The 24,494-nt window shown below is 73.3% G+C and carries 21 protein-coding genes; 11 read left to right on the top strand and 10 right to left on the bottom strand.

Going from position 1 to position 24,494, the window contains the following annotated elements; all coding sequences use genetic code 11:
* The first annotated feature begins 3 nt into the window (after nt 1–3).
* Nucleotides 4–267 (top strand): hypothetical protein, encoded by a 264-nt coding sequence (locus tag H9640_RS06635; RefSeq protein WP_191789918.1) that lies wholly within the window; start codon nt 4–6, stop codon nt 265–267.
* Nucleotides 268–274: 7 nt separating this feature from the next.
* Here H9640_RS06635 and H9640_RS06630 read toward each other — a convergent pair whose 3' ends face one another.
* A complete protein-coding gene (locus H9640_RS06630) occupies nt 275–1,234 on the bottom strand; it encodes a hypothetical protein (protein WP_191789917.1) in 960 nt (319 codons plus the stop codon).
* A 150-nt stretch (nt 1,235–1,384) separates the two neighbouring features.
* Between H9640_RS06630 and H9640_RS06625 the strand changes: the two genes are divergently transcribed.
* Nucleotides 1,385–2,413: a hypothetical protein gene (locus tag H9640_RS06625; RefSeq protein WP_191789916.1), complete on the top strand. Its 1,029-nt coding sequence runs from the start codon at nt 1,385–1,387 to the stop codon at nt 2,411–2,413.
* 100 nt (nt 2,414–2,513) lie between these two features.
* Complete coding sequence (locus H9640_RS06620) at nt 2,514–3,359, top strand: SDR family NAD(P)-dependent oxidoreductase (RefSeq protein WP_191789915.1); 846 nt, start codon at nt 2,514–2,516, stop codon at nt 3,357–3,359.
* 150 nt (nt 3,360–3,509) lie between these two features.
* Here the strand turns inward: H9640_RS06620 and H9640_RS06615 are convergent, their stop codons facing one another.
* From H9640_RS06615 to H9640_RS06595, 5 genes are all read right to left on the bottom strand, one after another.
* The gene (locus H9640_RS06615; RefSeq protein ID WP_191789914.1) at nt 3,510–3,926 is read right to left on the bottom strand and encodes an Hsp20/alpha crystallin family protein; all 417 of its coding nucleotides are present in this window, start codon (nt 3,924–3,926) and stop codon (nt 3,510–3,512) included.
* 139 nt (nt 3,927–4,065) lie between these two features.
* Nucleotides 4,066–4,875: an excalibur calcium-binding domain-containing protein gene (locus H9640_RS19090; RefSeq protein ID WP_225226808.1), complete on the bottom strand. Its 810-nt coding sequence runs from the start codon at nt 4,873–4,875 to the stop codon at nt 4,066–4,068.
* Between the two features lie 145 nt (nt 4,876–5,020).
* Nucleotides 5,021–5,638, bottom strand: coding sequence for a class I SAM-dependent methyltransferase (locus tag H9640_RS06605; RefSeq protein WP_191789913.1), 618 nt, complete (start codon nt 5,636–5,638; stop codon nt 5,021–5,023).
* 254 nt (nt 5,639–5,892) lie between these two features.
* Nucleotides 5,893–6,531 (bottom strand): SDR family oxidoreductase, encoded by a 639-nt coding sequence (locus H9640_RS06600; RefSeq protein ID WP_191789912.1) that lies wholly within the window; start codon nt 6,529–6,531, stop codon nt 5,893–5,895.
* A gap of 82 nt (nt 6,532–6,613) precedes the next feature.
* Nucleotides 6,614–7,036, bottom strand: a complete 423-nt coding sequence (locus H9640_RS06595; RefSeq protein ID WP_191789911.1) for an organic hydroperoxide resistance protein — start codon at nt 7,034–7,036, stop codon at nt 6,614–6,616.
* A gap of 180 nt (nt 7,037–7,216) precedes the next feature.
* Here H9640_RS06595 and H9640_RS06590 point away from each other — a divergent pair, with 180 nt between their 5' ends.
* The 3 genes from H9640_RS06590 to H9640_RS06580 all read left to right on the top strand — a co-directional run bounded on the left by H9640_RS06590 (nt 7,217) and on the right by H9640_RS06580 (nt 12,251).
* A complete protein-coding gene (locus H9640_RS06590; RefSeq protein WP_191789910.1) occupies nt 7,217–8,701 on the top strand; it encodes an amino acid permease in 1,485 nt (494 codons plus the stop codon).
* A gap of 77 nt (nt 8,702–8,778) precedes the next feature.
* Nucleotides 8,779–10,902: an MMPL family transporter gene (locus H9640_RS06585; RefSeq protein WP_191789909.1), complete on the top strand. Its 2,124-nt coding sequence runs from the start codon at nt 8,779–8,781 to the stop codon at nt 10,900–10,902.
* A gap of 128 nt (nt 10,903–11,030) precedes the next feature.
* A complete protein-coding gene (locus tag H9640_RS06580; RefSeq protein ID WP_191790049.1) occupies nt 11,031–12,251 on the top strand; it encodes a Fic family protein in 1,221 nt (406 codons plus the stop codon).
* A 71-nt stretch (nt 12,252–12,322) separates the two neighbouring features.
* Here the strand turns inward: H9640_RS06580 and H9640_RS06575 are convergent, their stop codons facing one another.
* Together H9640_RS06575 and H9640_RS06570 are read right to left on the bottom strand one after the other, a co-directional pair.
* Entirely contained in the window at nt 12,323–13,237 is a 915-nt protein-coding gene (locus tag H9640_RS06575) for a lysylphosphatidylglycerol synthase transmembrane domain-containing protein (RefSeq protein WP_191789908.1), read from the bottom strand.
* Nucleotides 13,238–13,471: 234 nt separating this feature from the next.
* The gene (locus tag H9640_RS06570; RefSeq protein WP_191789907.1) at nt 13,472–14,818 is read right to left on the bottom strand and encodes an NAD(P)/FAD-dependent oxidoreductase; all 1,347 of its coding nucleotides are present in this window, start codon (nt 14,816–14,818) and stop codon (nt 13,472–13,474) included.
* 277 nt (nt 14,819–15,095) lie between these two features.
* On the opposite strand from H9640_RS06570, the gene H9640_RS06565 reads away from it, so the two are divergent.
* The 3 genes from H9640_RS06565 (at nt 15,096) to H9640_RS06555 (ending at nt 19,126) form a co-directional block, all read left to right on the top strand.
* Nucleotides 15,096–16,037, top strand: a complete 942-nt coding sequence (locus H9640_RS06565; protein ID WP_225226807.1) for an ATP-binding cassette domain-containing protein — start codon at nt 15,096–15,098, stop codon at nt 16,035–16,037.
* A 91-nt stretch (nt 16,038–16,128) separates the two neighbouring features.
* Nucleotides 16,129–18,447 carry a YhgE/Pip family protein gene (locus H9640_RS06560; protein ID WP_191789906.1) on the top strand — a complete coding sequence of 773 codons (2,319 nt, stop codon included), beginning with the start codon at nt 16,129–16,131 and terminating at the stop codon, nt 18,445–18,447.
* A gap of 22 nt (nt 18,448–18,469) precedes the next feature.
* Nucleotides 18,470–19,126 carry a TetR/AcrR family transcriptional regulator gene (locus H9640_RS06555; RefSeq protein ID WP_191789905.1) on the top strand — a complete coding sequence of 219 codons (657 nt, stop codon included), beginning with the start codon at nt 18,470–18,472 and terminating at the stop codon, nt 19,124–19,126.
* 57 nt (nt 19,127–19,183) lie between these two features.
* On the opposite strand, the gene H9640_RS06550 is transcribed toward H9640_RS06555, so the two are convergent.
* Complete coding sequence (locus H9640_RS06550) at nt 19,184–19,921, bottom strand: MIP/aquaporin family protein (RefSeq protein WP_138826684.1); 738 nt, start codon at nt 19,919–19,921, stop codon at nt 19,184–19,186.
* 302 nt (nt 19,922–20,223) lie between these two features.
* Between H9640_RS06550 and H9640_RS06545 the strand changes: the two genes are divergently transcribed.
* A complete protein-coding gene (locus H9640_RS06545) occupies nt 20,224–21,957 on the top strand; it encodes a M20/M25/M40 family metallo-hydrolase (RefSeq protein ID WP_318243682.1) in 1,734 nt (577 codons plus the stop codon).
* A gap of 109 nt (nt 21,958–22,066) precedes the next feature.
* Here H9640_RS06545 and H9640_RS06540 read toward each other — a convergent pair whose 3' ends face one another.
* On the bottom strand, nt 22,067–23,611 hold the full coding sequence (locus tag H9640_RS06540) for an APC family permease (RefSeq protein WP_191789904.1): 1,545 nt from the start codon (nt 23,609–23,611) through the stop codon (nt 22,067–22,069).
* Nucleotides 23,612–23,739: 128 nt separating this feature from the next.
* Between H9640_RS06540 and H9640_RS06535 the strand changes: the two genes are divergently transcribed.
* The gene (locus H9640_RS06535) at nt 23,740–24,432 is read left to right on the top strand and encodes an MOSC domain-containing protein (protein WP_191789903.1); all 693 of its coding nucleotides are present in this window, start codon (nt 23,740–23,742) and stop codon (nt 24,430–24,432) included.
* The last annotated feature ends 62 nt before the right edge of the window (nt 24,433–24,494 follow it).

The raw sequence follows: 24,494 nt of genomic DNA, 5'->3' as shown, positions 1-24,494 counted from the left end.
GTAGTGCGCACTGCCGCCATCACGACCACAGTCCTGCTGTCCGTCGCCGTGCTCACGGGCTGCAAGGGCGGGGAGACGGGCCCGGGGCAGCCCACGCCGACCCCCACCTCGACCACCTCCCCGACGCCCTCCCCGACGACCCCGCCGGTCACCCCGACGCCGACCCCCACGCCGACCGACCCCACGACGCCCACCGAGCCCGGCGAGAACGAGGTCTCGATCCGGGTCCAGATCCCCGAGCGCACGGCACCGCCCTCGGGCGACTGACGCCGGCTCAGCCCTTCGCCCGCGCCGCCCGCCGTCGACGCCTCGCCTCCTCGGCCTTCCGCTCTGCGTCCTCGAGCTCACGGTCCACCGCGGCCAGCTCCTCCTCCGCCGCCGCGAGGGTGTCCCGCGCCTGGTCGAGCGCCGCGAGCATGTCCTCACGCTCGGCGGTCAGCCGGGCGATCTGCTCGTCGAGCTCGCTGAGCCGCGCGTCCAGCGGCCCGACGGCGTCGCTCGCCTCCCGCACGACGTCGGCGGCCTGGTCGCGGCGTCCTTCGAGCCGGTCGATCTCCGCGGCCGCGTCGGCGACCTGACGCTCCGCGTCCGCGAGGGCGGTGTCCGTTCCCGGGTGCTCGGTCACGGGTGGGGGAGCCTCCTCGCCCTGCTGCCCGGCGGCCCGCGAACGCGCCCCCGTGCCGCGCCGCGCCGCGCGCTCCGCGCTCAACGACACGACGTCGGCGCTCTCGCCCGACTCGTCCACGATCCCGAACCCGACGTACTGGAGCGCCTGCGTCAGGCACCCAGCCCGCACGAGGGCCCCGGCGTCGCGGTCCATGACGGCCGCGGTGAGCGTCTCGCCGAGGCGCCGCAGCACCTCGCCCGACACGGCGCGCCCGCCGACCTCGCCCGCGCGCGACACCTCTCGCACCAGCGCGTCGACCTGCCGTCGACGCTCGTGGTCGAGCTCGGTGAGTCGCGCCCGGTCGCGCGCCTCGGTCGCGGCGCGCAGGTCCTCGCCGAGTCCGACGAGGTCACCGACCTCGTCGGGGTGCGTGCGGGCGACCTGGTTGACGACCCACGCGGCGACGGTCGGCTTGGTGAGCGCGCGCAACCGTGCGGCGCCCACGGCGTCCCCGGCGGTCGTCGCGTGCTTGGCGGCGGCGTTCCGCGCGGCGACGAACTCGTCGAGAGGCAGGGCGAACAGCCGGTCGGCGGCCTGCTCGCCGCTCGTGCCGGGCTCGTCGCTCATCGGTCCAGCGTCGCACCGTTCCTGGGCCGGCACCTTCCAGGGCCGGCACCTTCCAGGTACCTGACGGCACGGAGAAGGTAGGGTCCAGGGTTGACCGCGTCCGGCCCGAACCCGGGCGTCGTGCACAGTCGTCGACACGCAGGGGAACCCATGGACCAGGAAGCGCCGCTCAGCGTGGCCGTCGCCGACGCGCCGACCGACGCCACCGCCGACGCCACCGCCGCCGCCACCGCCGCCGCCACCGCCGCCGCCGCCGCCGCCGCCACCGCCGCCGACGCCACCGCCGCCGCCACCGCCGCCGCCACCGCCGCCGACGCCACCGCCGACGCCACTGCCGACGCCACCGCCGCCGACGACGCGACGGACGCCCCGCCGTCGGGCAGCGTGGAGCGCGACGGCAGCGAGGAGACCGCGAAGAAGCCGCGCCTCGACGCCCTGGTCACCGGCTGGGTGGGTCGCGCCCTCGACGCCTACCCGCGCCCGGCCGTGCCGCTCACCGAGCACTGGGACGCCTCGGCCGCGGGGCTGGTGCGCCAGGTCCCGCTGGTGCCGCGCTTCGCGACCAAGCCGCTCGAGCTGCTCGACCGGTTCGGGGCCGTGCACGTCGGCCCGCGCGAGGTCGGGTTCGACGGCGGCGCGATCGACTGGGACCGCGTGCTCGAGGTGCGCACGCAGCCTGCGTGGTCGAGCCTGTCGGCCGACGCGCTCGAGGCGAACTTCGCGCAGTACCTGCGCGTGATCCCGCGCGTGCCGGGGCGCGGCTGGGTCCTGGGCAAGGTCTCGGAGCTGCTCGTGTCGCTGTACCTGAGCGTCGTCCCGCTGCCCGACGACGCCGCTCGTCTCCTGGAGCCGGGCGACACCACGGACGAGGCGCCGGTCGGCGGTGCGGCGCCCGCAGGCGGCTCGTTCACGCGGCGGACCGTGACCGAGATCCTCTACAAGCGGCGCATCGGCGAGGGGGAGCGGCAGGCGAGCACGACGTCGGTCCTGCTGCAGCTCGCGTTCCCCGGGTCGACCGATGCGATGCTCGCGCTCGCGGCCGAGCGGGGCGTGCGGGTCGTGCACGTCCCGGTCGACGAGGGCGAGATGGGCGCGACGATCAAGCGGGCCGCGGCGTGGCGCTCGACCGCGCTGGGACTACGGGACCGCTTCACGCGAGACACCGGCCCGACGGCGTAGCCCGGCCCGGGCGGCGACCGCGCCGCCCTGCCTGGCCCCCGCGCGCGGTCTACGCTCCGAGAGGGGCACGGCGACGGCACGACACGAGGCGGGACGGCACATGGCACGCAGGACGATCGTCATCACGGGAGCGAGCGACGGGATCGGGTCGGCGGCAGCCCGGGCGCTCGCCACGGACGGGCACGAGGTCGTGGTCGTGGGGCGCTCGCCCGAGAAGACCGCAGCCGTCGCGCGCGAGCTGGGAGCCGACCACTTCGTGGCGGACTTCGCACGCCTGGCCGAGGTGCGGGCGCTCGCCGCGCAGCTGCGGGACCGCTACGAGCGGATCGACGTCCTCGCGAACAACGCGGGCGGCATCATGGCCGACCGTCAGGTCTCCGAGGACGGCCACGAGCTGACGTTCCAGGTCAACCACCTCGCGCCGTTCCTCCTCACGACGCTGCTGCTCGACCGGTTGGAGGAGAGCCACGCGAGCGTCATCAGCACGAGCAGCGCCGCGCACCGGCTCTTCAGCGACTTCCACGTCGACGACCTCGAGTCCGAACGGTCCTACGCGCCCAACACCGCGTACGGCAACGCGAAGCTCGCGGTGAACCTGTTCACGCGCGAGCTCGACCGCCGGTACCGCGCGGCCGGCATCGCGGCGGCGTCGTTCCACCCCGGCGTGGTCGCGACGAACTTCGCCGCGACGTCGACGAGCAGCATGCGCGTGATGTACCAGACGGTGCTGAGCCGCTTCCTCACGTCGTCGACCAAGGGGGCCGACACCCTCGTGTGGCTCGCGACGACGACCCCGGGCGTCGACTGGGAGCCGGGGAGCTACTACGTCAAGCGCAAGGTCGCGACGACCCATCCCCTCGTGGGTGACCCGCGGCTCGCGGCCGAGCTGTGGGAACGGAGCGCGGCGATGGTCGCCGACGACGACGCCCCGGGGGCGGCGGCCTGAAGACTCGGGCCCGACCGGCGCACCGGCCGTACGTGTCGAACGGGCCCCCGGACAGCACGACGGGCCCGGTGCTCTCGCATCCGGGCCCGTCGACTCACCGCGCCGCCGGCCGAAGGGGGGTGACCTGCGGCGGGGAGGTCTGGAAGACCGTCAGGACGCGGAGGTCGTGACCTCGATGCGCTGCGGCGTCGTGCCGGCGTAGACGCCGGCGACGGTGACGGTCAGGACGCCTGCGTCGTAGCGGGCGCTGATGGCGCTCGCGTCGGCGGCCTGGGGGAGGGTCACGACGCGGTGGAACGCGCCGTAGCGGACCTCGCGGACGCGACGGCCCTCGGTCTCCTCGGCCCGCTCGTCCTTGCGCTCGCCGCGCACGACGAGCTTGCGGCCCTCGACCTCGACCGTGACGTCCTGGGCGGGGTCGATCCCTGGCAGGTCGAAGCGGGCGACCAGGTCGTCGCCGTCCTGGAAGACGTCGGCGTGGGCCGGGACGCCTGCCACGGGGCGGGCGGTGAGCAGGTCGCGCAGGGCGCGGTCGAACGCGGGGGCGGTGGTCAGGGTGGTCGTCATGGTGACTCCTTCGGTCGGTGCGGAACCTCTGACCGGTACAACTTGAGTCGCCTTCGCTCAATTCCGGATCGGCGTTCGCCCTGGACGAACGACCGACGACCCCGGAAGGCACGCCGACCGGGCCCCGTCGTGGCGGGGGCTACTCGCAGCCCACGCCGTCGCCGTCGCGGTCCAGCTTCTTGCTGTACCCGGGGTCTCCGGACCGGATCGGCGCCTTGCCAGCAGCCCGGACCGCGTCGCAGTTCGCGTAGGACACCGCGCCGCCCCCGCTCCCGCCGACGATCCCGGCGGGCGCGTCCGGCGTGGTCACCTTCGGCGCGCTCGACGACGTGCCCGACGACGTGCCCGAGCGCCCCGTCGCCGCGCTCCGCGCCTGGAGGTCGGCCTCGGCCGCGGTGACCGCGCCCTCGCGTCCTTCGACCGCCGTCAGCCGGGCCTGGAGGTCGGCCTCGGCCGTCACGGCGGCCGACTCGCGGGTCGCGAGCTCGGCCTCCTTCGCGACCGCTGCCTCCTCGCGGGCCGTGACGTCGGCCTGAGCGGCGCCCAGCTCGTCCTGCGCGGTCGTGAGCGCCGCGCTGTCCTCGTCCAGGGCGGCGCGAGCCTCCGTCGCCTCGCCCAGGGTGGCCTCGGCGGCGGCGAGCCGCGAGCCCGAGGGCACGGCGCCCAGCAGCAGCCCGACGACCAGGAAGGCGAGGCACAGGAAGGCGACGAGCACGATGCGCCGCGTGCGACCGTCGTGACGGCCTGCCACGGCTCCCGCACCGGTGAGGCTCGCGACCGGCAGTGCCATGGTCTGCTCGGTCGGCTCGCCCGCTGCGGGGTCCTCGACCCAGAGCGGCCAGTCGGCGGGCTTCGCCGGCCAGCGAGGGTCGGGCGTCCAGTGGGGGTCCGGGGTCCATCCCTCGGGCGGGGTGGGCCAGCCCGGGGGCGGGTTGAAGCGAACGGTCATGGCAGGGCTCCTCGTCGAGCGGGCACGCGCGCGGCGGTGCCGGGGCGACCGTCGTTCGGTCGACACCCCGGAGGCTAGGGGGAGCAGAGCCCTCGCGTCAGCACCCGGGAGGGGGTGAAATCCCCCGGGAGCAGACCGCGACGCGTCAGTTCTCAGGTGCTCCCAGCACGGCGACGAGGAAGTCGCCGTCCTCGGCGAACGGCCGCAGGTCCCACGTCGAGAGCGTGAGCTGAACCTCGAGCCCGGCCTCGGCGGCGTCGGCGAAGAACGCGTCGAACGCGTACCCGCGCCCCGCTCCGAAGCCGACGACGGCCCGACCGCCCGGCGCCAGGTGGGCGCGGAAGCGGCGCAGCACCTCGACCTCGGTGCCCGGCGCGAGGAACGTGACGACGTTCCCGGCGCACACGATCAGGTCGAACGGCTCGGCGATCCCGGCCGCGGGAAGGTCGAGCTCGGCGATGTCCCCGACGAGCCACGTCGAACCGGGGTGGTCTGCCTCGGCGGCCTCGATGAGCACGGGGTCGACGTCGACGCCCACCACCGTGTGACCGCGCGCTGCGAGCTCGGCACCGACGCGCCCCGGGCCGCTGCCCGCGTCGAGGATGCGGGCGCCGCGGGGAACCATCGCGTCGACCAGCCGGGCCTCGCCCGCGAGGTCGGCGCCCTGGGCGGCCATGGCGCGGAACCGCTCGACGTACCAGGTCGAGTGGGACGGGTTCACGGCGGTCTTCTGCTCCCAGCGGGTGGGGTTGGCCTTGCTCACCGGTGGCTCCTCGGGGTCGGGCGGGGCTCTGAACGGGCTCGGCGGCGGCCACGAGAGCGGGCCGCCGCACCTTCGACCGTACCCCCACCGGGTACTACCCCCGCGACCGTCCAGCGCCGACCAGACCCGGTCTCACCGACCGGACCCGGACCCCTCGCCCACCACGAGGTTGCCTGCGGTCGAGAACGGGATGGAGGTCGGTATCGGCGGCAGAACGACCTCAACCCCGTTCTCGGCACCCCGGGGACACCGGGCTAGCGGCCGAAGACCTCCAGGACCGGCGTCTCGCCGTCGACGAAACGGACGAACTGCCCCACGGTCGACGGCGAGCGCAGGGCCCGCGCGACGACGAGGGCGACGTTGCCGCGCGACGTCTTCCCCTCGTGCGCGTCGACCGTGATCATGCCGGTCGGCTCGTCGTTCGTCAGGGTGCCCGGGCCCAGGATCGTCCAGTCCAGGTCGGTGCCGCGCAGGTGGTCGTCGGCGGCGAGCTTGGCGTCGGCGTACGGGAAGAAGCTGTTGTCCTCCGGCACACCGTGGTCCGGCACCGAGCCGATCCACGACACCATGACGTAGCGCGAGACGCCCGCGGCGGCGGCCGCGTCCATCGAACGGATCGCGGCGTCCCGGTCGACGGCGTAGGTCCGCTCCGGGCTCCCGCCACCGGCGCCGGCGGACCACACCACGGCGTCGTGCCCGCGCAGGGCCTCGGTGATCTCCTCGGTCGTGGCGTTCTCGACGTCGAGCAGCAACGGCGTGCCGCCGAGCTCCTCGACGAGCGGGAGCTGCGACTCGTGCCGCACGATCCCGCTCACCTCGATCTCGTGGTCCCTGAGGATGGGGACGACCAGGCGACCCACCTTGCCGTGGGCTCCGATCAGGGCGACGTTCATGGTTCTCCTCGTGGTGTCGGTGACGGTGCTCCCTCCACGGTGCACCGAGGACGCGCGCTCCGCCCGCTGGGGGCAGGCCGGACTACTCCTCGACGACCGCCACGGTCACCTCGATGTTGCCGCGCGTCGCGTTCGAGTAGGGGCAGACCTGGTGCGCGGCCTCGACGAGCTCCTGGGCCACGGCGCGCTCGACGCCGGGCAGGCTGGCCTCCAGCTGCACGGCGAGGGTGTACCCGCCGCCGTCGAGGGGGCCGATCGAGACGCTCGCGCCGATGGCCGAGTCGACGACCGAGACCTTGCGCTGGCGGGCGACGCCCAGGAGGGCCGAGTGGAAGCATGCCGCGTAGCCCGCGGCGAAGAGCTGCTCGGGGTTGGACCCGTCGCCGGTGCCGCCCATCTCCTTGGGTACGGCGACGTCGAGGTCGACCCGCCCGTCGGTGGACCGGACGTGGCCGTTGCGGCCCTCTCCGGTGGCCAGGGCTTCCGCGGTGTAGAGAGTCTTCATCGTGCTACCTCCAGGGTGGGGTCGACGGGTGAACCTCTCGAACGTATGTCGCTCGGGGCAACAAGGTGTGGTCGGTTCGCGCAGAGCGCAGCGCCCGCACTCCCCGCCGTCGGGGTGCGGGTACCGTGGAACGGCCGCCGTCTCGGCGACCCCCCTCGACCACGGACTGACCGCACCCCCATGAGCAACGCACCTACGCCGTCGGGCACGCCTGACAGCGCTTCCCCCTCCCTGCCCGACGACGCCGCGCACCCCACCGCGCCCCTCGCCCCCGAGGGCGAGCAGCTCTCCCGCGGCCTGCGCACCCGGCACCTGACCATGATGGGACTGGGCTCCGCGATCGGGGCCGGCCTGTTCCTCGGCAGCGGCGTGGGGATCGCGACCGCGGGACCCGCCGTCCTGGTCTCGTACGCGGTCGCCGGCCTGCTCGTCATCCTCGTCATGCGGATGCTCGCCGAGATGGCGTCGGCCGTGCCGTCGAGCGGTTCCTTCTCGGTGTACGCCGAGACCGCGCTGGGACGCTGGGCCGGGTTCACCATGGGCTGGCTCTACTGGTTCACGCTCATCATGGTGCTCGGCGCCGAGATCACGGGTGCCTCGCAGATCGTGTCCGGGTGGGTCCCGGGCGTGCCGCAATGGGTCGTCGCGCTCGTGTTCGTGGCGGCGTTCGCGGTCGTGAACCTGTGGGGCGTCAAGCACTTCGGCGAGTTCGAGTTCTGGTTCGCGTTCATCAAGGTCGCCGCGATCGTGGCGTTCCTCGTGATCGGGGTGCTGCTCGTGCTGGGCTGGCTGCCCGGCACCGACCCCGTGGGGACGACCAACATCTTCGGCGACCCGGCCTCGCTCGCGGGCTTCGCGCCCCACGGGCTGCCCGGCATCGCGGCGGGGCTGCTCGTCGTGGTCTTCGCGTTCGGGGGGATCGAGATCGTGACGATCGCCGCGGCTGAGGCCCGCGAGCCGCAGAAGGCCATCGTGACCGCCACCCGCTCGATCGTGTGGCGCATCCTCTTCTTCTACGTGGGTGCGGTCGCGATCATGGCGCTCGTCCTGCCGTGGGACGCCCCCGAGCTGCTGAGCGGCCCGTTCGTCGCGGTGCTCGACCTCGCGGGGCTGCCGAGCGCGGCGCGGCTGATGGAGGCCGTCGTGGTCGTCGCGCTCCTGTCGGCGTTCAACGCCAACGTCTACGGGACGTCCCGCATGGCGTTCTCGCTCGCGGGCCGCGGCGACGGGCACCCGGCGCTGACCAAGGTGTCGCCGACCGGTGTGCCGTGGGTCGCCGTGCTGCTGTCGGTGTTCTTCGGCCTCGTGTCCGTGGGGCTCAACTGGCTGCTGCCGGGCGAGGTCCTGGGCATCCTGCTCAACGCCGTGGGTTCGGCGCTGCTCGTCATCTGGGTGTTCATCGCGGTCTCGCAGCTCCGGCTGCGCCCCCGCCTCGAGGCCGCCGCAGGTGGCGCGGACAGGATGACGCTGCGCATGTGGGCCTACCCCGGGCTCACCTGGGCGACGCTCGCGGGGCTCGCCGGGCTGATCGTGCTCATGCTGTTCGACGACGCCGCACGCGTCCAGCTCGTGTCGACGCTCGTGCTCGTGGGCGTCATCGTCGGGATCTACGCGGTGCGGTCGCGGCTGCGGAAGCGGACCGAGCGGGCCGGCGTCGGGTCCTGACCCGTTGACACCCACCCCCTCGCGGGTGTGCGCTGGAATCTCGCGCCAGGGAGCACCGGGAGTCTCGGGGAGAACCCATGTCTCGCATCGCCGGCTGGATCACGCACCGCTACGCCAAGTGGGTCGTCATCGCCTTCTGGGCGGTCGTCCTGGTCCTGACCGCGCCGCTGGCCGGAAAGCTCACGGGCGCGCAGGACAACGACGCCACGTCGTGGCTCCCGGCCGACGCCGAGTCGACCCAGGTGCTCGACGTCGCGAGCAGCTTCACCTCGCCCAACACGATCCCGGCGGTCCTGGTCTACGTGCGCGAGTCCGGTCTGACTCCCGAGGACCTGGCCAAGGTCTCCCAGGACGTCGCGACCTTCGGTGAGCTCGACACCCTGGACGGGGACGTCGTCGGGCCGATCCCGTCCGAGGACGGGCAGGCCGCCCAGGTGATCGTGCCCCTCGACCTGGGCAGCGAGGGCTGGAACCTCGCGGCCGACGCCGTCGCGGACCTGCGCGCGACCGCGGAGGACGGCGCGAACGGCATGGACGTCTACGTGACGGGCCCGGCGGGCGCGGCCGCCGACTCCTCGAAGGCGTTCGAGGGCATCGACTCGACGCTTCTCTACGCAGCGGCGGGCGTCGTGATCGTGATCCTGCTGCTGACCTACCGCAGCCCCACGCTGTGGCTCCTGCCCGTGGTCTCGGCGGGCGTCGCGCTGACCGTGTCGCAGGCCGTGGTCTACGTGCTCGCCGACCGCACGGGCCTGACCGTGAACGCGCAGAGCGCGGGCATCCTCACGGTCCTGGTCTTCGGTGCGGGGACGGACTACGCCCTGCTGCTCGTGGCGCGCTACCGGGAAGAGCTCCGTCGCCACGAGGACCGGCACGAGGCCATGTCGCTCGCGCTGCACCGCGCGGGCCCGGCGATCGTCGCGAGCGGTGCGACGGTCGCGATCGGCATGCTGTGCCTGCTGTTCGCGCAGATGAGCTCGACGGCCGGGCTGGGGCCCGTCGCGGCGGTCGGGATCGTGGTCGCGCTGCTGGTGATGCTGACGCTGCTGCCTGCGCTGCTCGTCGCGACGGGCCGGTGGGTGTTCTGGCCGCGCGTGCCGCACGTGGGTGACGACGAGCCCACCGAGCACGGTGTGTGGGCGCGGCTGGGCGGCCGGATCGCGAAGCGGCCCCGGCGTGTGTGGGTCGTGACGTCGATCGTCCTGGCCGTGCTGGGCCTGGGCATCACGCAGCTCGACGCGAACGGGCTCTCGAGCGCCGAGTCGTTCCGGGGCGAGCAGCCGTCGATCGTGGGCGAGCAGGTCCTCGCCGAGCACTTCCCGGCGGGGTCGGGCTCGCCCGTGGTGGTCGTCGCGGACGACTCGTCGCCCACCGCGGTCGCCGCGGTGCACGACGCGTTCGCGGGCACCGAGGGGATCGACGCCTCGAGCGTGACCGAGCCCGTGTCCGCGGGCGGATACGCGTACATGGAGGGCACGCTCACGTCCGAGCCGGACTCGCAGGCGGCGTACGACACGGTCGACCGGGTCCGGGACGCGGTCCACGCGGTCCCGGACGCCGACGCCCAGGTGGGCGGGGCGAGCGCGATCACGCTCGACGTCCAGCGCGCCTCGGCCGCGGACAACATGCTCATCATCCCGATCATCCTGCTGACCGTGCTGGTCATCCTCGCGCTGCTCCTGCGCGCGATCACGGCGCCGCTCATCCTGGTCGCGACGGTCGTGCTGTCCTTCACCGCGGCCCTCGGCGTGAGCGCGCTCGTCTTCAAGTACGTCTTCGGCTTCGAGGGCGCCGACACGTCGCTGCCCCTGTTCGTGTTCGTGTTCCTCGTCGCGCTGGGGATCGACTACAACATCTTCCTCATGAGCCGGGTGCGCGAGGAGTCGCTGCGCGTCGGGACGCGGCGCGGCGCGCTGATCGGGCTGGCGGCGACGGGGGCGGTCATCACGTCGGCCGGGCTGGTGCTCGCGGGGACGTTCGCGGTGCTGGGCACGCTGCCTGTGGTCGCGTTCGCGGAGATCGGGTTCGCGGTCGCGTTCGGCGTCCTGCTCGACACGCTCGTCGTCCGGTCGGTGCTCGTCACGGCCCTCAACCTCGACGTGGGGCGGCACATGTGGTGGCCGAGCGCCCTGGGCCGCAAGGAGGACGTGCCGGCCGAGGCGACCCCGGTGGTCCCGACGGGCGCACCGGTCCGCGAGTAGCACCCGGTCAGGACGGCCCACGCCCGACGGCCGAGCGCGCCTCCCGGAGAGCGCCGCCGTCGGGAACTGTGCTCACCCCTTCTTATTACTTACAGTTTCGGCAAAACTGTAAGTACTATGGAGCGGTGATGACAGATCCGCTGCCCCTCGCGATCGCGCCGGTCGGCCACGAGGAGCACGTCTGGGTGGCAGAGGACGACGGGCTGTCCACGCGCGCACAGGTATCTGCCGGATCCGGCCCGTATGCCTCGACGGTTCCCGCCAAGATCGTCGGCCTGGCTCCCGACGTCCCGAGCGACCTCGCTGCCGACGTCGAGGTCGCCACGTCCGAGCTCACGCGCTTCGACGCCTACGCACGTGCCGCGCTCGGCGTGGACAGCCCCGCACTGGGCCCTATGGCGTCGGTGCTGCTGCGCACGGAGTCGGCGTCGTCCTCCCAGATCGAGAACCTCACGGTGGGTGCCAGGCAGCTCGCCCTGGCAGAGATCGACCAGTCGACCAGTGCGAACGCGCAGACCGTCGTCGCCAACGTGCGCGCGATGGAGGCAGCGCTCGCGCTGGCCGACCGGCTGGACGAGACCGCGATCCTCACCATGCAGCACGAGCTCCTCTCCGGACAGCGCGGCTGGGAACAGCACGCAGGTCGATACCGTGACGGGCTGGTCTGGGTGGGGGCGAGCAGCATCAGCCCGCGAGGAGCCTCGCACGTGGCCCCTCAGCCCGAGCTGGTCGCGCCCGCGATGAGTGACCTGGTGGAGTTCATGCGCCGGGACGATCTCCCCGTCCTTGTCCAGGCCGCCGTCGCTCATGCGCAGTTCGAGACGATCCACCCGTTCGTCGACGGGAACGGGCGCACGGGGCGCGCCCTCGTCCAGGCCCTGCTCCGGTCCAAGGGGACGGTCCGGCACACGACCGCCCCCGTCTCGGCGGGGCTCCTGGTCGACACCGAGGCGTACTTCGAGTCGCTGACGGCCTTTCGCGAAGGGGACGCTCGGCCGATCGTCGAGCAGCTCGCTCGTGCAGGTCGCTACGCCGCGCGGTCCGGTACGCAGCTCGTCGACGACCTGGCGGCGCAGATCGCTCAGGCGAAGGAACAGCTGGGGAACCTGCGCCCTCAGGCCGCGGCCTGGAGGGTCGTCCCTCATCTGGTTGCGCACCCCGTGGTCAACGCAGCGTTCCTGACCAGCAGGTTGCAGATGAACACCGTCACGGCGCAGCGCGCGTTGAACCAGCTCTCCGATGCCGGTGTGCTCCAGGAGCGCACCGGCAAGCAACGCAACCGCATCTGGCAGCACGACGGCATCCTGGCCGTGCTGGACGTGTTCGCGCAGAGCATCCGTCGGCGCTGACCGGAGACCGTGCGGTGCGTACCCGACGGCGGAGCACGCCTCCCGGGGGGGGCAGCGCCGTCGGGCAGGGGTCAGACCACGTCCTCGCGCTGCAGCCGGCGCAGCGTGATCCAGCCCAGCAGGACCGGGACCCAGCACGAGATCAGCCGGTAGAGCAGGACCGCGGGCAGGGCGATCGCGGACGCGATCCCGAAGCTCACGAGCCCGCCCGTGAGCGCGGCCTCGACCACGCCCACGCCGCCCGGGGTCGGGGCCGCCGACGCGAGCGTCTGCCCGACCATGGTCGAGAAGGCCGCGGCGACCGGGTCGCTGCCGCCGCCGAGCGCCAGGAGGCAGGCCCACAGGGTCGCGGCCGAGGAGACCGTGGTGCCCATCGCGCCCAGGACCGCGAAGGAGAGCCGACGCGGGTCCTTCGCGAGCCCGCCGAGCTGGCGGAAGGCGGGCAGCACGTCGTCACGCGCGTACGTGCGGACCGCGTGCCGGAACCGCGGCACCGCGAGCACCACGACCCCCGTGACGACGACCGCGACCGCCGCGGCGAGCAGCGCCCACCTCGCCCAACCCGGCACGTGGTGGTCGATGCTGCGCCCCGCGACGAGCGCGAGCACCGTCAGGAGCACGAGGTGGACCAGGACCTGCACGATGCTCTGGAGCGCGACCGTGCCCGTCGCGAGCGCCGTGCTCATCCCGGACTTCGACAGGTAGCGGACGTTGAGCGCGAGCGACCCGACGCTCGCCGGGGTCGCGGTGCCCGCGAACGCGTTCGCGAGCTGGACGCGGGTGGTCCGCAGGAACGGCAGGTGCCTCGGGGAGCACGCGGCGAGCGACGCCGCGGCGGCGAAGAACCCCGTCGCGGCGAAGAGCACGGCCAGGAGCGCCCACGCCGGCTGGGCGTCGCGCAGGGCCTCTCCCATGCGCGGGATCTCGCTGATCTCCGGGATGACGACGTACGTGAGGCCGCCGATGAGCACGAACCACACGAGCACGCGCAGGGCGTGGCTCGTGGGGGACCGGGTGGGCTTCGGGGGCGGGCCCGGGGCCCGGTCCGAGGCCTGGGCCGGGGTGGCCTGGGCCTCGGGGGCCGAGGCCTGGGGCTCGGGGTCGGGTGCGTGCGTGATGACGTGCTCCTTGCCGAGATGTGCGGGCCGTCCCGTGACCCTACCGACGCGCGGGGTCCGGCGCCCCGGGCCCCGCGCCGGGCGGCCGGGGTGACCGCGCGGTCAGTCGTTCGGCGTGACCTCGGGCAGCGGCGCGGGGCCGTCCGCGGGCACCCAGCCCTTGGGGGGCCGGACCGTCGGGACGTCGCCCACGATCGGCACCGGGCGGCGGTGGAACGGGAAGCCGTAGCGGGTCACGAGCCCTGCGAGCGTCGTGAGGCGGTTGCGCGGCCCGATGAGGCTCATGATGTGCACGAACAGCCACGCCAACCACGCGGTCCCGCGGGTCAGCCGGAGCTTCCCGGCGATGTCCGCGACGGCCGCTCGGCGTCCGATGACGGCCATGGTGCCCTTGTCGAGGTACCTGAGCGACGTCGTCGGGCGTCCTTGGACGAGCGCGCGGATGTTGCGCCCCACGACCTTGCCCGACTGGATCGCGGGCTGGGCGAGCTGCGGCAGGCCTGCGGGCGAGACCGCGACGTCTCCCGCCGCGAAGTGGTCCGGGAACCCCTCGACCTGCAGGTCGTCGCCCACGCGGATGCGCCCGCCCTCGCCCAGGGGCAGGTTCCAGCGTGAGACCTCCTCGTGCGGGGCGACGCCCGCGGCCCAGATCGTGAGGTCCGAGCGGATGAAGTCGCCGTCGGTGAGCTCGACGCCGTCGGGCAGGACCTTGGCGACGCCCGCGCCCAGGTGCAGGTCCACCCCGCGGCGCTGGAGCTCGCGCGCCGCGTACGTGCGGAGCTTCGCGGGGAAGGGCTTGATGAGCTCGGTGCCGCGCTGGACGATCTTGACGCTGAACGCGTCGCCGTGGATCTCCGGGTACGCGGGCGCCAGGCCCTGCGTGCGGAGCTCGGCGAGGGCGCCCGCGACCTCGACGCCGGTCGACCCGCCCCCGACGACGACGACGCGCAGGCCGTCGTCGGTCCCCGGGGAGGCCGCGGACTTCTCGAGGCGGACGAACAGGGTGTCGCGGATCTTCAGCGCCTGCGAGCGCGAGTACATCGCGAACGCGTGCTCCTTGGCGCCGGGCGTGCCGAAGAAGTTCGTCGTGACGCCGTTGGCCAGCACGAGGTAGTCGTAGCGGATCTCCTCGTCGTTGAGCAGGCGCAGCGTCTTGGTGTGCGGGTCGAGGCCCACGAGGTGCTCGTGGACCACGCGCACGTTGCGCTGCCCCAGGCGCAGCGCGCGCAGGAAGTACGTGACGTCGCCCGGGTTCAGGCCGCCCGTGGCCACCTGGTAGAGCAGCGGCTGGAACGTGTTGTAGACGCGGCGGTCGATCAGCGTGACGCGCACGGGTGCGCCTGCGAGCGCCTTGACGGTCGCGAGGCCTGCGAACCCGCCGCCCACGACGACGACGTGGGGGAGCGGTGCCCCGGTGGGTGCGGGGTGGGCGGCGGTGCCGTCGTTCACTGTGTGCCTTCCGATGAGCCGGGTGGTCCGGGGCACGAGCGTATGTCGCCCGGGGGGCGGTTGCGAGACGGGCCGCGCGGCCCGAGGTGGGTGGTCCGGACCGGGGCGCGAGGGCCCGTCTCGGTCCGGTGGACCCGTCTCGGCGGCCGCGCGTGACGGGGATCACGGGGCCGGGTATCTGACGTCGTGTGGACAACGGGGGTTCCCGGCGCGTAACTTCGAACTGACCGGTCAGTCTAAAAGAGTGATCGGACCTGGAACTCTCGGAGGAACCCCCATGAACCAGCCCGTCGCACGGCACGGCAGCGACGAGGCCACGTACCTCGTGCAGGCCCCGACCACCGCGCCCGACCACGGCACCGCGGCGAACGTCAGCAGGCCCGACGGCACCGCCCACCTCCCGCAGGGCGAGCTCGCCGCCGCGGACATCGCCGCCGACCTGACCCTGCGCGGCCCGCTCGGCGGCGAGATCGCCGAGCCCGACACCCCGCCCCTCGGCGACGGCACGCCCCCGCACGCGGTCAGCGCCTACGACCTCCAGCTCCACGGCCCGCGCGGCCTCGTCTACGGCCCCGTCGACCTCGAGATCCCGGCAGGCGAGGTCGTCGTCCTCCAAGGCCCGCAGGGGGCCGGCCGGTCGAGCCTGCTCCTGACCCTCGCGGGCCGCATGGCCCCCGACCACACCCCCGACGGCTGGCTCGTCGTGCTCGGCGAGAACCTCACGGGCCGTCGCGCGCGTCGCACCGCGGTCCAGCGCCGCGCCGCGATCGCCGGCTTCCACGGGATCGACGAGCTCGACGACGCGGTCACCGTCGGGGACTCGGTGCGCGAACGCCTCACCTGGCTCGCGCCCTGGTACCGCCGGACCCCCAAGGTCACCCAGGAGGTCTACGAGCGCGTGGCCCGCCCCGTGTTCGGGCGCCGCGAGCTGCCCGCGCTCGACGCCATGGTCTGGGACCTCGACGAGGTCGACGCCATGCTCCTGCGCATCGCGATCGCCATGGCCCAGGACCCCGAGCTGCTCGTCGTCGACGACCTCGACCAGGTCCACGACTCGGCCCGCCGCCAGATCGTCTGGGAACGCCTCGAAGCCCTCGCGGCCACGGGCGTGACCGTGATCGGCTCGGTCGCCTCCGCGGGCGAGGTCGACGCGATGCGCTGGGGCCGTGCCCCGCACGTCGTGCGCCTCGCGACCGGCCCGCAGCTCGTCGCGGCCTGACCCACCACCCCGGGCGACGGTCGTCGCCCCGCCCACGCTCCGCCGTCGGGCCCCATCCTTCGCACGAACAGAACGGAAGACACCTCTCGTGATGTCCTGGACCTCCACCGGTACGGAGCTGCGGCGGTTCCGCCGCGGCCTCCTGCCCAAGCTCGCCGTGGGCGCGATGATCTTCGTGCCCCTGCTCTACGGGGCCATGTACCTCTGGGCCTTCTGGGACCCGACCGGCAACCTCGACAAGTTGCCCGTCGCGATCGTCAACGCCGACACCGGCACCGAGGTGGATGGTGAACGCCTGGACGCAGGCGAGGAGGTCACGTCCACGCTCGTCGACTCGGGCGACCTCGAGTGGGCGCGCGTCGACGCGGCCGAGGCCGAGAAGGGTGTCAAGGACGGCACCTACTACTTCGCGCTGACCATCCCCGAGGGCTTCTCCGAGGGCATCGCGAGCGCCGCGGGAGACGACCCGCAGTCCGCGCAGCTCATGGTCACGTACAACGACGCGAACTCGTTCCTCGCCACGACCCTGGGACGCAGCGCCATGACGCAGGTCCAGGGCGCGGTGCGCGAGGAGATCGGCGCGCAGGCCGTCGACAAGGTCCTCGTGGGCCTCGGCAGCGCCCGCGACGGGTTCGCGCAGGCCTCCGACGGCGCGCTCACCCTCACCGCCGCGAGCGGTCAGCTCACCGACGGCGCGACGCAGGTCGCCGACGGTGCGACCTCCGCCGCCGACGGCGCGGGCACGCTCGCGTCCGGGATCGACCGGCTCGCCGACGGTGCAGGGTCCGCCGTGGCGGGCGCCGGAAAGCTCGCGACCGGCGCGGGCGCGCTGTCCCAGGGCGCGACCTCGGCGAGCGCGGGCGCCTCGAAGCTCGCCGCCGGAGCGTCCTCCGCCGCCGACGGCGCCTCGGCCCTCGCGGCCGGTGCGGCCACGACCCAGTCGGGCATGGTTCAGCTCGCCGACGGCTCGCAGAAGCTCGTCGCGGGCTTCACGGCACCCGACGGGCTCGTGGCCGGGGCCGACAAGGCCGCCGCAGGCGCCCAGCAGGTGTCCGACGGCGTCGCGCAGGTCCAAGGACAGGTCACCTCGCTCACGGGCAGCGTCCCCACGCTCCGCGCGCTGCTCCAGCAGAACGCCGCGACGCTCGGCGCCTCGGCCGACCCCCGGGCGCAGGCGCTCGCGGCCGCGAACCAGCAGGCCCTCGGCCAGCTCCCGTCCGACGCCGAGCTCGCCAAGAGCGCAGCCGGGCTCCAGGCCCTCGCCGACGGCTCGAAGCAGGTCGCGGCCGGGCTGCCCGCCCTCTCGACCGGCCTCAAGACGGCCTCTGCCGGAGCAGCGCAGATCGACGCGCAGCTCCACCCGGGCTCGGGCACGCAGACCGTCCGCGACGGCGTCGACGGCGTGGCCGCCGGGGCCGCGACCCTGAGCGACGGCCTCACGACCCTACGCGGCGGTGCCTCCGACCTCGCGGCCGGGAACGCCTCGCTCGCGTCGGGAGCGGGCACGCTCGCCGCCGGAACCTCGTCCCTCTACTCGGGCGCCCAGCAGCTCGCCGACGGCGCACAGTCCGCCGCGGCCGGCGCCGGGGCGCTCGCCGACGGCACCAGCACCCTGGCCGACGGCGCCACCCAGGTCGCCGACGGCGGCGCGCAGCTCACCGACGGTGCGCAGACGCTGACCGACAAGCTCGCCGAAGGGTCCGAGGCCATCCCCGACGACGGCACCGCCCTGCGCGAGCAGCGCGCCGACGTCATCGCGGCCCCCGTGACCGTCGCCGACCACGACCTGGCCGAGGCCGAGGGCTTCGGCGAAGGGTTCGCACCGTTCTTCATCCCGCTCGCCCTGTTCGTGGGAGCGCTCATCACGTGGCTGCTCATGCGCCCGCTGCCCTCGCGGGCCCTCGCGACGCCGGCCTCGGGCCTGCGGACCACGCTCGCCGGGTTCCTGCCCGCGCTGTGCATCGGGTTCGCGCAGGTCGCCGTGATGCTCGCCGTCATCCACTGGGGCGTGGGCCTCGACATGACGCACGCGCTCGGGACGCTCGCGTTCACGACGCTCGTCGCCGCGACGTTCCTCGCCCTCCAGCAGGCCCTCATGGCGCTGCTCGGCCCGGCCGCGGGCAAGGTCGCGATCCTCGCGCTGCTCATGCTGCAGCTCGCGTCCTCGGGCGGCACCTACCCCGTGCAGACCACGCCCGCGTTCTTCCAGGCCATCCACCCGCTGCTGCCCATGAGCTACGCGGTCGACGGCCTGCGCCAGACGATCACGGGCGGCGTCGACGGACGGCTCTGGTTCGCGGTGGTCTACCTCGGCGTGCTGCTGCTAGCGTCGCTGGCGATCAGCGCCTGGCGGGCGGGCCGCATGCGCACCTGGACCCTCGACCGCCTGCACCCCGCGCTCGAGATCTGACGACGAAGAGGCTGGACGAACGATGACGACGACCAAGGCGGACCCGACGGCGGATGGACCGGGCGCCGTCGGGCCCCTTGAGCCCGGCGCCACCGCAGAGGCCGGGACCCGGCGCGAGCAGGCCTTCGCGGCCCGCCGCGCCGGGACCCGGCAGCAGATCATCGACGCCGCCGTGAGCCTCATCGCCGACCAGGGGTTCACCGCCACGTCCGTCGAGGACATCGCGGCCGCCGCGGGCGTGGCCAAGGGCAGCGTCTACTACAACTTCGGGTCCAAGTCCGACGTGTTCGAGGCCGCGCTCGCGGGCGGGCTCGAACGCCTCACCCTCACGCTCTCCGAGGCCCGCGGAGGGCTGCAGGGCAAGGAGGCGCTCGCGGCGCTCATCGCGTCGCTCCTCGAGCAGATCCGCGCCCACCCCGACTTCGCCAAGCTCCTCGCGGCCGAGGTCTTCCGGGTCGGGCGCGAGTGGCAGGAGACGGTCGGGCACATCCGTGCGCGCGTCATCGAGTTCTACGCGGCCGCGCTGCGCGAGGAACGCCCCGGGGACGACGTGTCGCTCCTCGCTGCGTCGGTGTTCGGGGCCACGCTCGTCGCGGGGCTCGAGTGGCTCGTGTTCCAGCCCGAGCGCGGGTTCGGCGAGGTCCTGGCCGCGGTGCTGGAGCTGGTCGCGGGCCTCTGAGCGCGGCCCCCGCCGAGGGTGACGTGCCCGCCGCCGATGGTGACGTGCCCGCCCGGCTCAGCCCAGCAGCAGCTTCCAGCAACCCACCCCGATGAGCCCCGCGAGCAGCGGCGCGACGACGGGCACCCACGCGTAGCCCCAGTCGGAGGGGCCCTTGTGCTTGAGGGGCAGGAGCGCGTGCACGATGCGCGGCCCGAGGTCACGGGCCGGGTTGAGTGCCGGACCGGTCGGGCCGCCGAGCCCCGCGACGAGCGCCCACACGAGGAAGCCGAGCGCCATGTGCGCGAGCCCGGGCTCGGTCGTGGTCAGCGGCGAGTTGACGATCGCCAGGGCGCACGAGAACAGGATGACCGAGCCGAGCAGCTCGTTCGCGAACCCGTTGACGCGGCTGTGCGCGGCGTTGACGGTCGAGAAGGTCGCGAGCACGTCGTCGACGTTCTCGGTGCGGTCGTAGTACGGCTTGTGAGTCGCGACGATCGCGAGCTGCCCCGCCATGGCCCCGAGCATCTGCGCGACCACGTACGGCGCGACGTCGGCCCACGGGAACAGGCCCCACGTCGCGAGCCCGATCGTGAACGCCGGGTTGATGTGGTTCCCGCTGATCCCGCCGAACATCAGCGCCGGGATCATGACGCCGAACCCGTACCCCATCGCGATGAGGCTCCAGCCGCCGCCGTATCCCTTGGACCCCTTGAGGTGCACGTTCGCGACCGTGCCGTTGCCGATGATGATGAGTATCGCCGTGCCGATGAACTCGCACGCGGCACGCACCGCCAGGGAGTAGTCCGGATCCATGCGCACACCCTGCCAGGGGTGGGCTGCGGGCGGGTGGCACGACACCCCGCGAGACGGGGTCTCGCGCGATCAGGCCCGACGGCGTCGCCCGCCGCGGTCGGTCCCGTCACCTTCGGCGGTCCAGCCCGTCACCTTCGGCGGTCCAGCCCGTCGCCGTCGGCGATCCTGCCTGGCACCCTCGGCGTTCCACCGTTCCTGTGTCGCGTCTCGCCCCGTGCCCGTACGCTCGCGACAACCGAACTCCCGCAGCGTCGCGTCGAGTGTGCGGTCTGCTGCTGGGAGACCAGTGGAGGAGAACGAGTGTGAGAACACGTCCGATCGTCCCGTCCGTCGCCGCGCTGAGCCTGGGGCTCGCCGCGGTGTTCGTCCCGCCGGCCGCCGCCGCGCCGCCGGCACCACCCGCGCCGCTCGAGGACCACGTCACGGGCGCTGCCGTCATGGAGCACCTCGAGCAGTTCCAGGCCATCGCGGACGCCAACGGCGGCAACCGCGCCCTGGAGACCCCGGGGTACGAGGCGAGCGCCGCGTACGTCGAGCAGGTCCTGACCGACGCCGGGTACACGCCCGAGCGCCAGTACTTCACGTTCGAGGACCTCGTGACCGACGAGCTGTCGCTCACGGCCGGCGGGGTCGCGGTCACGCAGAGCGTCTTCCCGGCGGAGTTCGCGCCCGACACCCCGCCGGAAGGCGTCACGGGACCCGTCGTCCAGCCGGCCGACGCCCTCAAGCAGGGCTGCACGCCCGACGCGTGGGCAGGCGTCGCGGCCACGGGCGGCGTCGCCCTGGTCAGCCGAGGGTCCTGCAACTTCTCGCTCAAGGTCCAGCACGCTGCCGCCGCGGGGGCGGCGGCCGTCATCATCTACAACAACACGGCGGGCCCCATCAGCCCGACGCTCGGCGAGCCCAGCGACGCGTGGGTGCCCACGGTCGGCATCACGCAGGCCGACGGGCAGGCCATCATCGCGGGGGTCGCGGGCGGGCAGACGAGCGCGACGTACGTGCTGCAGACCTCGACCGTCTCGCACACGACGTTCAACATCCTCGCCGAGACCGGCACGGGCCGGGCGGACAACGTCGTCATGCTCGGTGCGCACCTCGACGGCGTGCCCGAGGGGCCGGGCATCAACGACAACGGGTCGGGTTCCGCGGCGATCCTCGAGACCGCGGTCCAGCTCGCCGAGCACGGCGGCCCGCTCGACAACCAGGTGCGGTTCGCCTGGTGGGGCGCCGAGGAGGTGGGGCTGGTCGGGTCGACGCACTACGTCGACGACCTCGTCGCGAACGACCCGGCCGCGCTCGACCAGATCGCGACCTACCTGAACTTCGACATGGTGGGCTCGCCCAACTACGTGATCGGGGTCTACGACGCCGACGAGTCCACGTATCCGGCGCCGGTCGAGGTGCCGCCGGGCTCGCCCGAGACCGAGGACGTCTTCACGGACTACTTCGACTCGATCGGGCAGGCGTGGGTCGACTCGGAGTTCTCGGGCCGCTCGGACTACCAGGCGTTCATCGCGAACGGCGTCCCCGCGTCGGGCCTGTTCACGGGCGCCGACGACGTCAAGACCGAGGCCGAGGTCGCGCTGTTCGGCGGCACGGCGGGGATCTGGCAGGACCCGAACTACCACTCGGCGAACGACGACATCGAGAACATCGACCCGGTCGCGCTCGACATCAACGCCAAGGCGATCGCGCACGCCACGGCGTCGCTCGCGGCGGACACGTCGGCGATCAACGGCGTGGTCTCGCCGGTCGACCCCGAGCTGACGGGGCTGTCGGCGACCGCGCGATGCACGGGCAAGGTGGCCTCGCTGTCGGTCGTCGCGACCAACGGCGAGGACCGACCGCTCGACGTCCGCATCACGACCCCGTTCGGCGAGAAGACGTTCAACCACGTCAACCCGGACAAGCTTGCGCACCAGTCGTTCAGCGCGAGGTCAGGGTCGCTCGCGGCGGGCAGCGTGACGGTGCGGGCGTGGGACGACACGGGCTCGCAGGAGACGTACACGCTCGACTACGCGGCGCTCACCTGCTGACCTGACCGTGAGACCGAGGTCGCCTCTACCTCGGCGGCAGTGCCCGACGGCGCCCCCTCCTCCGGTGAGACTCTCGCCGGAGGAGGGGGCGCCGTCGGGCACGGGGAGGTCAGGCCGGTGGGGCTGGGTCGCCCGGCGAACCCGGTGGGCCGGCTGCTGCGGCCGCCTCCGCCTCGCGTGCCGCGACGTTGCGCTTCGAGAGCAGGCTGTGCCGGTACCCGAACGACGCGTAGATCACGAGCCCGATCACGACCCACACGAGGAACCGCAGCCACGTGAGCGTCGTCAGGTTCGTCATGAGCCACAGGCACGCGACTCCCGAGAAGATGGGCAGCACGGGGGACCACGGGACGCGGAACCCGCGCTGGATGTCGGGCCGGGAGCGACGCAGGATCGGGATGCCGAAGCTCACGAGCACGAACGCCGACAGCGTGCCGATGTTGATCATCTCCTCGAGCAGCTCGACCTGCGCGAGCCCCGCGATGAGCGCGACCACGATGCCAGCGCCCACCTGGAGGCGGACCGGGGTGTGGAAGCGGTGCGAGGTCTTGGAGACGCCGCGTGGCAGCAGACCGTCGCGGCTCATCGAGAACATGACGCGCGTGAGCCCTAGGAGCAGCACCATGATCACGGTGGTCAGGCCGATGAGGATGCCGACCGAGATGACGCGTCCGGCCCAGTCGGCGCCCACCAGGATGAAGGCCGTGGTCAGGGAGGGATCCTCGGAGGCCGCGAGGTCGGTGTAGGAGACCATGCCCGTGACGACGAGCGTCACCAGGATGTAGAGGACCGTGACGACCGCGAGGCCGCTCAGGATGCCCTTCGGGATGGTCTTCTGCGGGTCCTTGGCCTCCTCGGCGGTGGTCGCGACGACGTCGAACCCGATGAACGCGAAGAACACGAGCGCCGCGCCCGCGAGCAGGCCCATGACGCCGTACGTCGTGGGCTCGAGGCCCGTGAGGAAGCCGAACAGGGGCTGCTCGAGCGCCGACTTCTCGGGCGCGGGCTGCGACGGCGGGATGAACGGCGTGTAGTTCTCGGCCTTGACGTAGAAGAAGCCGACGACGATCACGAACAGCGTGATCGCGACCTTGATGATCGTGAACACGCTGTTGATGCGGCTGCTGAGCTTGGTCCCGATCGCGAGGAGCGTCGTGAAGACCGCGACGATGAACACCGGCCCCCACTCGAGGTCCACGGGACCGATCGGGATGGTCAGCGGCAGGTCCACCCCGAACAGCGAGAACGCGTCCGCGAGGTAGATGCCCCAGAACTTCGCGATCACCGACGCAGCGAGCAGCATCTCCAGGATGAGGTCCCAGCCGATGATCCACGCGACGAGCTCGCCCATGGTCGCGTAGGAGAACGTGTAGGCCGAGCCCGCGATGGGCAGGGCCGAGGCGAACTCGGCGTAGCACATGACGGCGAGCGCGCACACGATCGAGGCGATGACGAACGAGATGATGACCGACGGCCCGGCGAAGTTCGCGGCGGCCGTCGCGCCGACCGAGAAGATGCCCGCCCCGACCGCGACCGCGACACCCATGACCGCGAGGTCCCAGGCGTTGAGGTCGCGCTTGAGCGACCGTTCCGGGTCGTCGAGGGCGGCGAGGGACTCCTCGACGGACTTGAGTCGTAGAACACCGTTGGCCATCGGACCAGTCTGTCCGGCGGGTCGCCAACACGCGCGGCGGGGGCGCGCGCCGCCCACGGTGACGGGACGGACGTGCCGGTGCGCCGCCGTCGGGCCGGAGCGGTGCGGGGACCTGGGAGAATCCTCCGGTGACCCTCTCGACCCCGGAACCCGTCCGCCCCGGCGCGAGCACCGCGACCGGCGAGCTCCTCGCGGTGTGCCGCGTGCACGTCCTGCTGCCCGACGCTGGCGCGGTCGGAGTGACCGCGATCGACAAGCGACCCGTCGAGGGACCCGTCAAGGTCCGGCCCCTGGGGCTGTACGCCGACGTCCAGGCCGACCGCGCGCACCACGGCGGCGAGGAGCAGGCCGTGTACGCGTACTCGCAGGAGGACGCCGACCACTGGTCGGCCGAGCTCGGCTACGAGGTCACGCCCGGGCTGTTCGGGGAGAACTTCCGCACGCGCGGCGTCGCGGCGAGCGGGGCCCTGATCGGTGAGCGTTGGCAGGTGGGGTCCGCGGTCCTGGAGGTCACGCAGCCGCGCACGCCGTGCTCGACGTTCGCGCGCCGGCTCGGCGAGGAGCGCTGGGTCAAGAGGTTCACCGACGCGAACCGCACGGGCGCGTACCTGCGGGTCGTGACCCCGGGCGAGGTGCGGGCCGGGGACGCGGTCGAGGTCGTTCACCGGCCCTCGCACGGCGTGCGCATCGCGGACTGGTTCGGGGCGCGCGTCGCGGGCACGACGGTCGAGGTCTCGCAGCGCCTGCTCGACGCGGAGGCCGCAGGCGAGGTCCGGTTGTCGCACGAGGTGCGGGAGCGCGCCGAGCGCGCCGTCCGCTGATCCGTCGCTGAGTGCGGAGTACTTGTCGCCGGATCGCCCGTTCGACGACAAGTACTCCGCAC

It is taken from the genome of Oerskovia gallyi, from assembly GCF_014836745.1.
Lineage (GTDB): Bacteria > Actinomycetota > Actinomycetes > Actinomycetales > Cellulomonadaceae > Oerskovia > Oerskovia paurometabola.
The sequence above is the reverse complement of the archived record's forward strand: the minus strand, read 5'-3'. Positions and strand labels throughout refer to the sequence as shown.

Bases quoted from the DNA above. Each gene is read 5' to 3' on its own strand.
- H9640_RS06630 (WP_191789917.1), bottom strand. From the start codon at position 1,234: ATGAGCGACGAGCCCGGCACGAGCGGCGAGCAGGCCGCCGACCGGCTG.
- H9640_RS06625 (WP_191789916.1), top strand. From the start codon at position 1,385: ATGGACCAGGAAGCGCCGCTCAGCGTGGCCGTCGCCGACGCGCCGACC.
- H9640_RS06620 (WP_191789915.1), top strand. From the start codon at position 2,514: ATGGCACGCAGGACGATCGTCATCACGGGAGCGAGCGACGGGATCGGG.
- H9640_RS06615 (WP_191789914.1), bottom strand. From the start codon at position 3,926: ATGACGACCACCCTGACCACCGCCCCCGCGTTCGACCGCGCCCTGCGC.
- H9640_RS19090 (WP_225226808.1), bottom strand. From the start codon at position 4,875: ATGACCGTTCGCTTCAACCCGCCCCCGGGCTGGCCCACCCCGCCCGAG.
- H9640_RS06600 (WP_191789912.1), bottom strand. From the start codon at position 6,531: ATGAACGTCGCCCTGATCGGAGCCCACGGCAAGGTGGGTCGCCTGGTC.
- H9640_RS06595 (WP_191789911.1), bottom strand. From the start codon at position 7,036: ATGAAGACTCTCTACACCGCGGAAGCCCTGGCCACCGGAGAGGGCCGC.
- H9640_RS06590 (WP_191789910.1), top strand. From the start codon at position 7,217: ATGAGCAACGCACCTACGCCGTCGGGCACGCCTGACAGCGCTTCCCCC.
- H9640_RS06585 (WP_191789909.1), top strand. From the start codon at position 8,779: ATGTCTCGCATCGCCGGCTGGATCACGCACCGCTACGCCAAGTGGGTC.
- H9640_RS06580 (WP_191790049.1), top strand. From the start codon at position 11,031: ATGACAGATCCGCTGCCCCTCGCGATCGCGCCGGTCGGCCACGAGGAG.
- H9640_RS06565 (WP_225226807.1), top strand. From the start codon at position 15,096: ATGAACCAGCCCGTCGCACGGCACGGCAGCGACGAGGCCACGTACCTC.
- H9640_RS06560 (WP_191789906.1), top strand. From the start codon at position 16,129: ATGTCCTGGACCTCCACCGGTACGGAGCTGCGGCGGTTCCGCCGCGGC.
- H9640_RS06555 (WP_191789905.1), top strand. From the start codon at position 18,470: ATGACGACGACCAAGGCGGACCCGACGGCGGATGGACCGGGCGCCGTC.
- H9640_RS06550 (WP_138826684.1), bottom strand. From the start codon at position 19,921: ATGGATCCGGACTACTCCCTGGCGGTGCGTGCCGCGTGCGAGTTCATC.
- H9640_RS06540 (WP_191789904.1), bottom strand. From the start codon at position 23,611: ATGGCCAACGGTGTTCTACGACTCAAGTCCGTCGAGGAGTCCCTCGCC.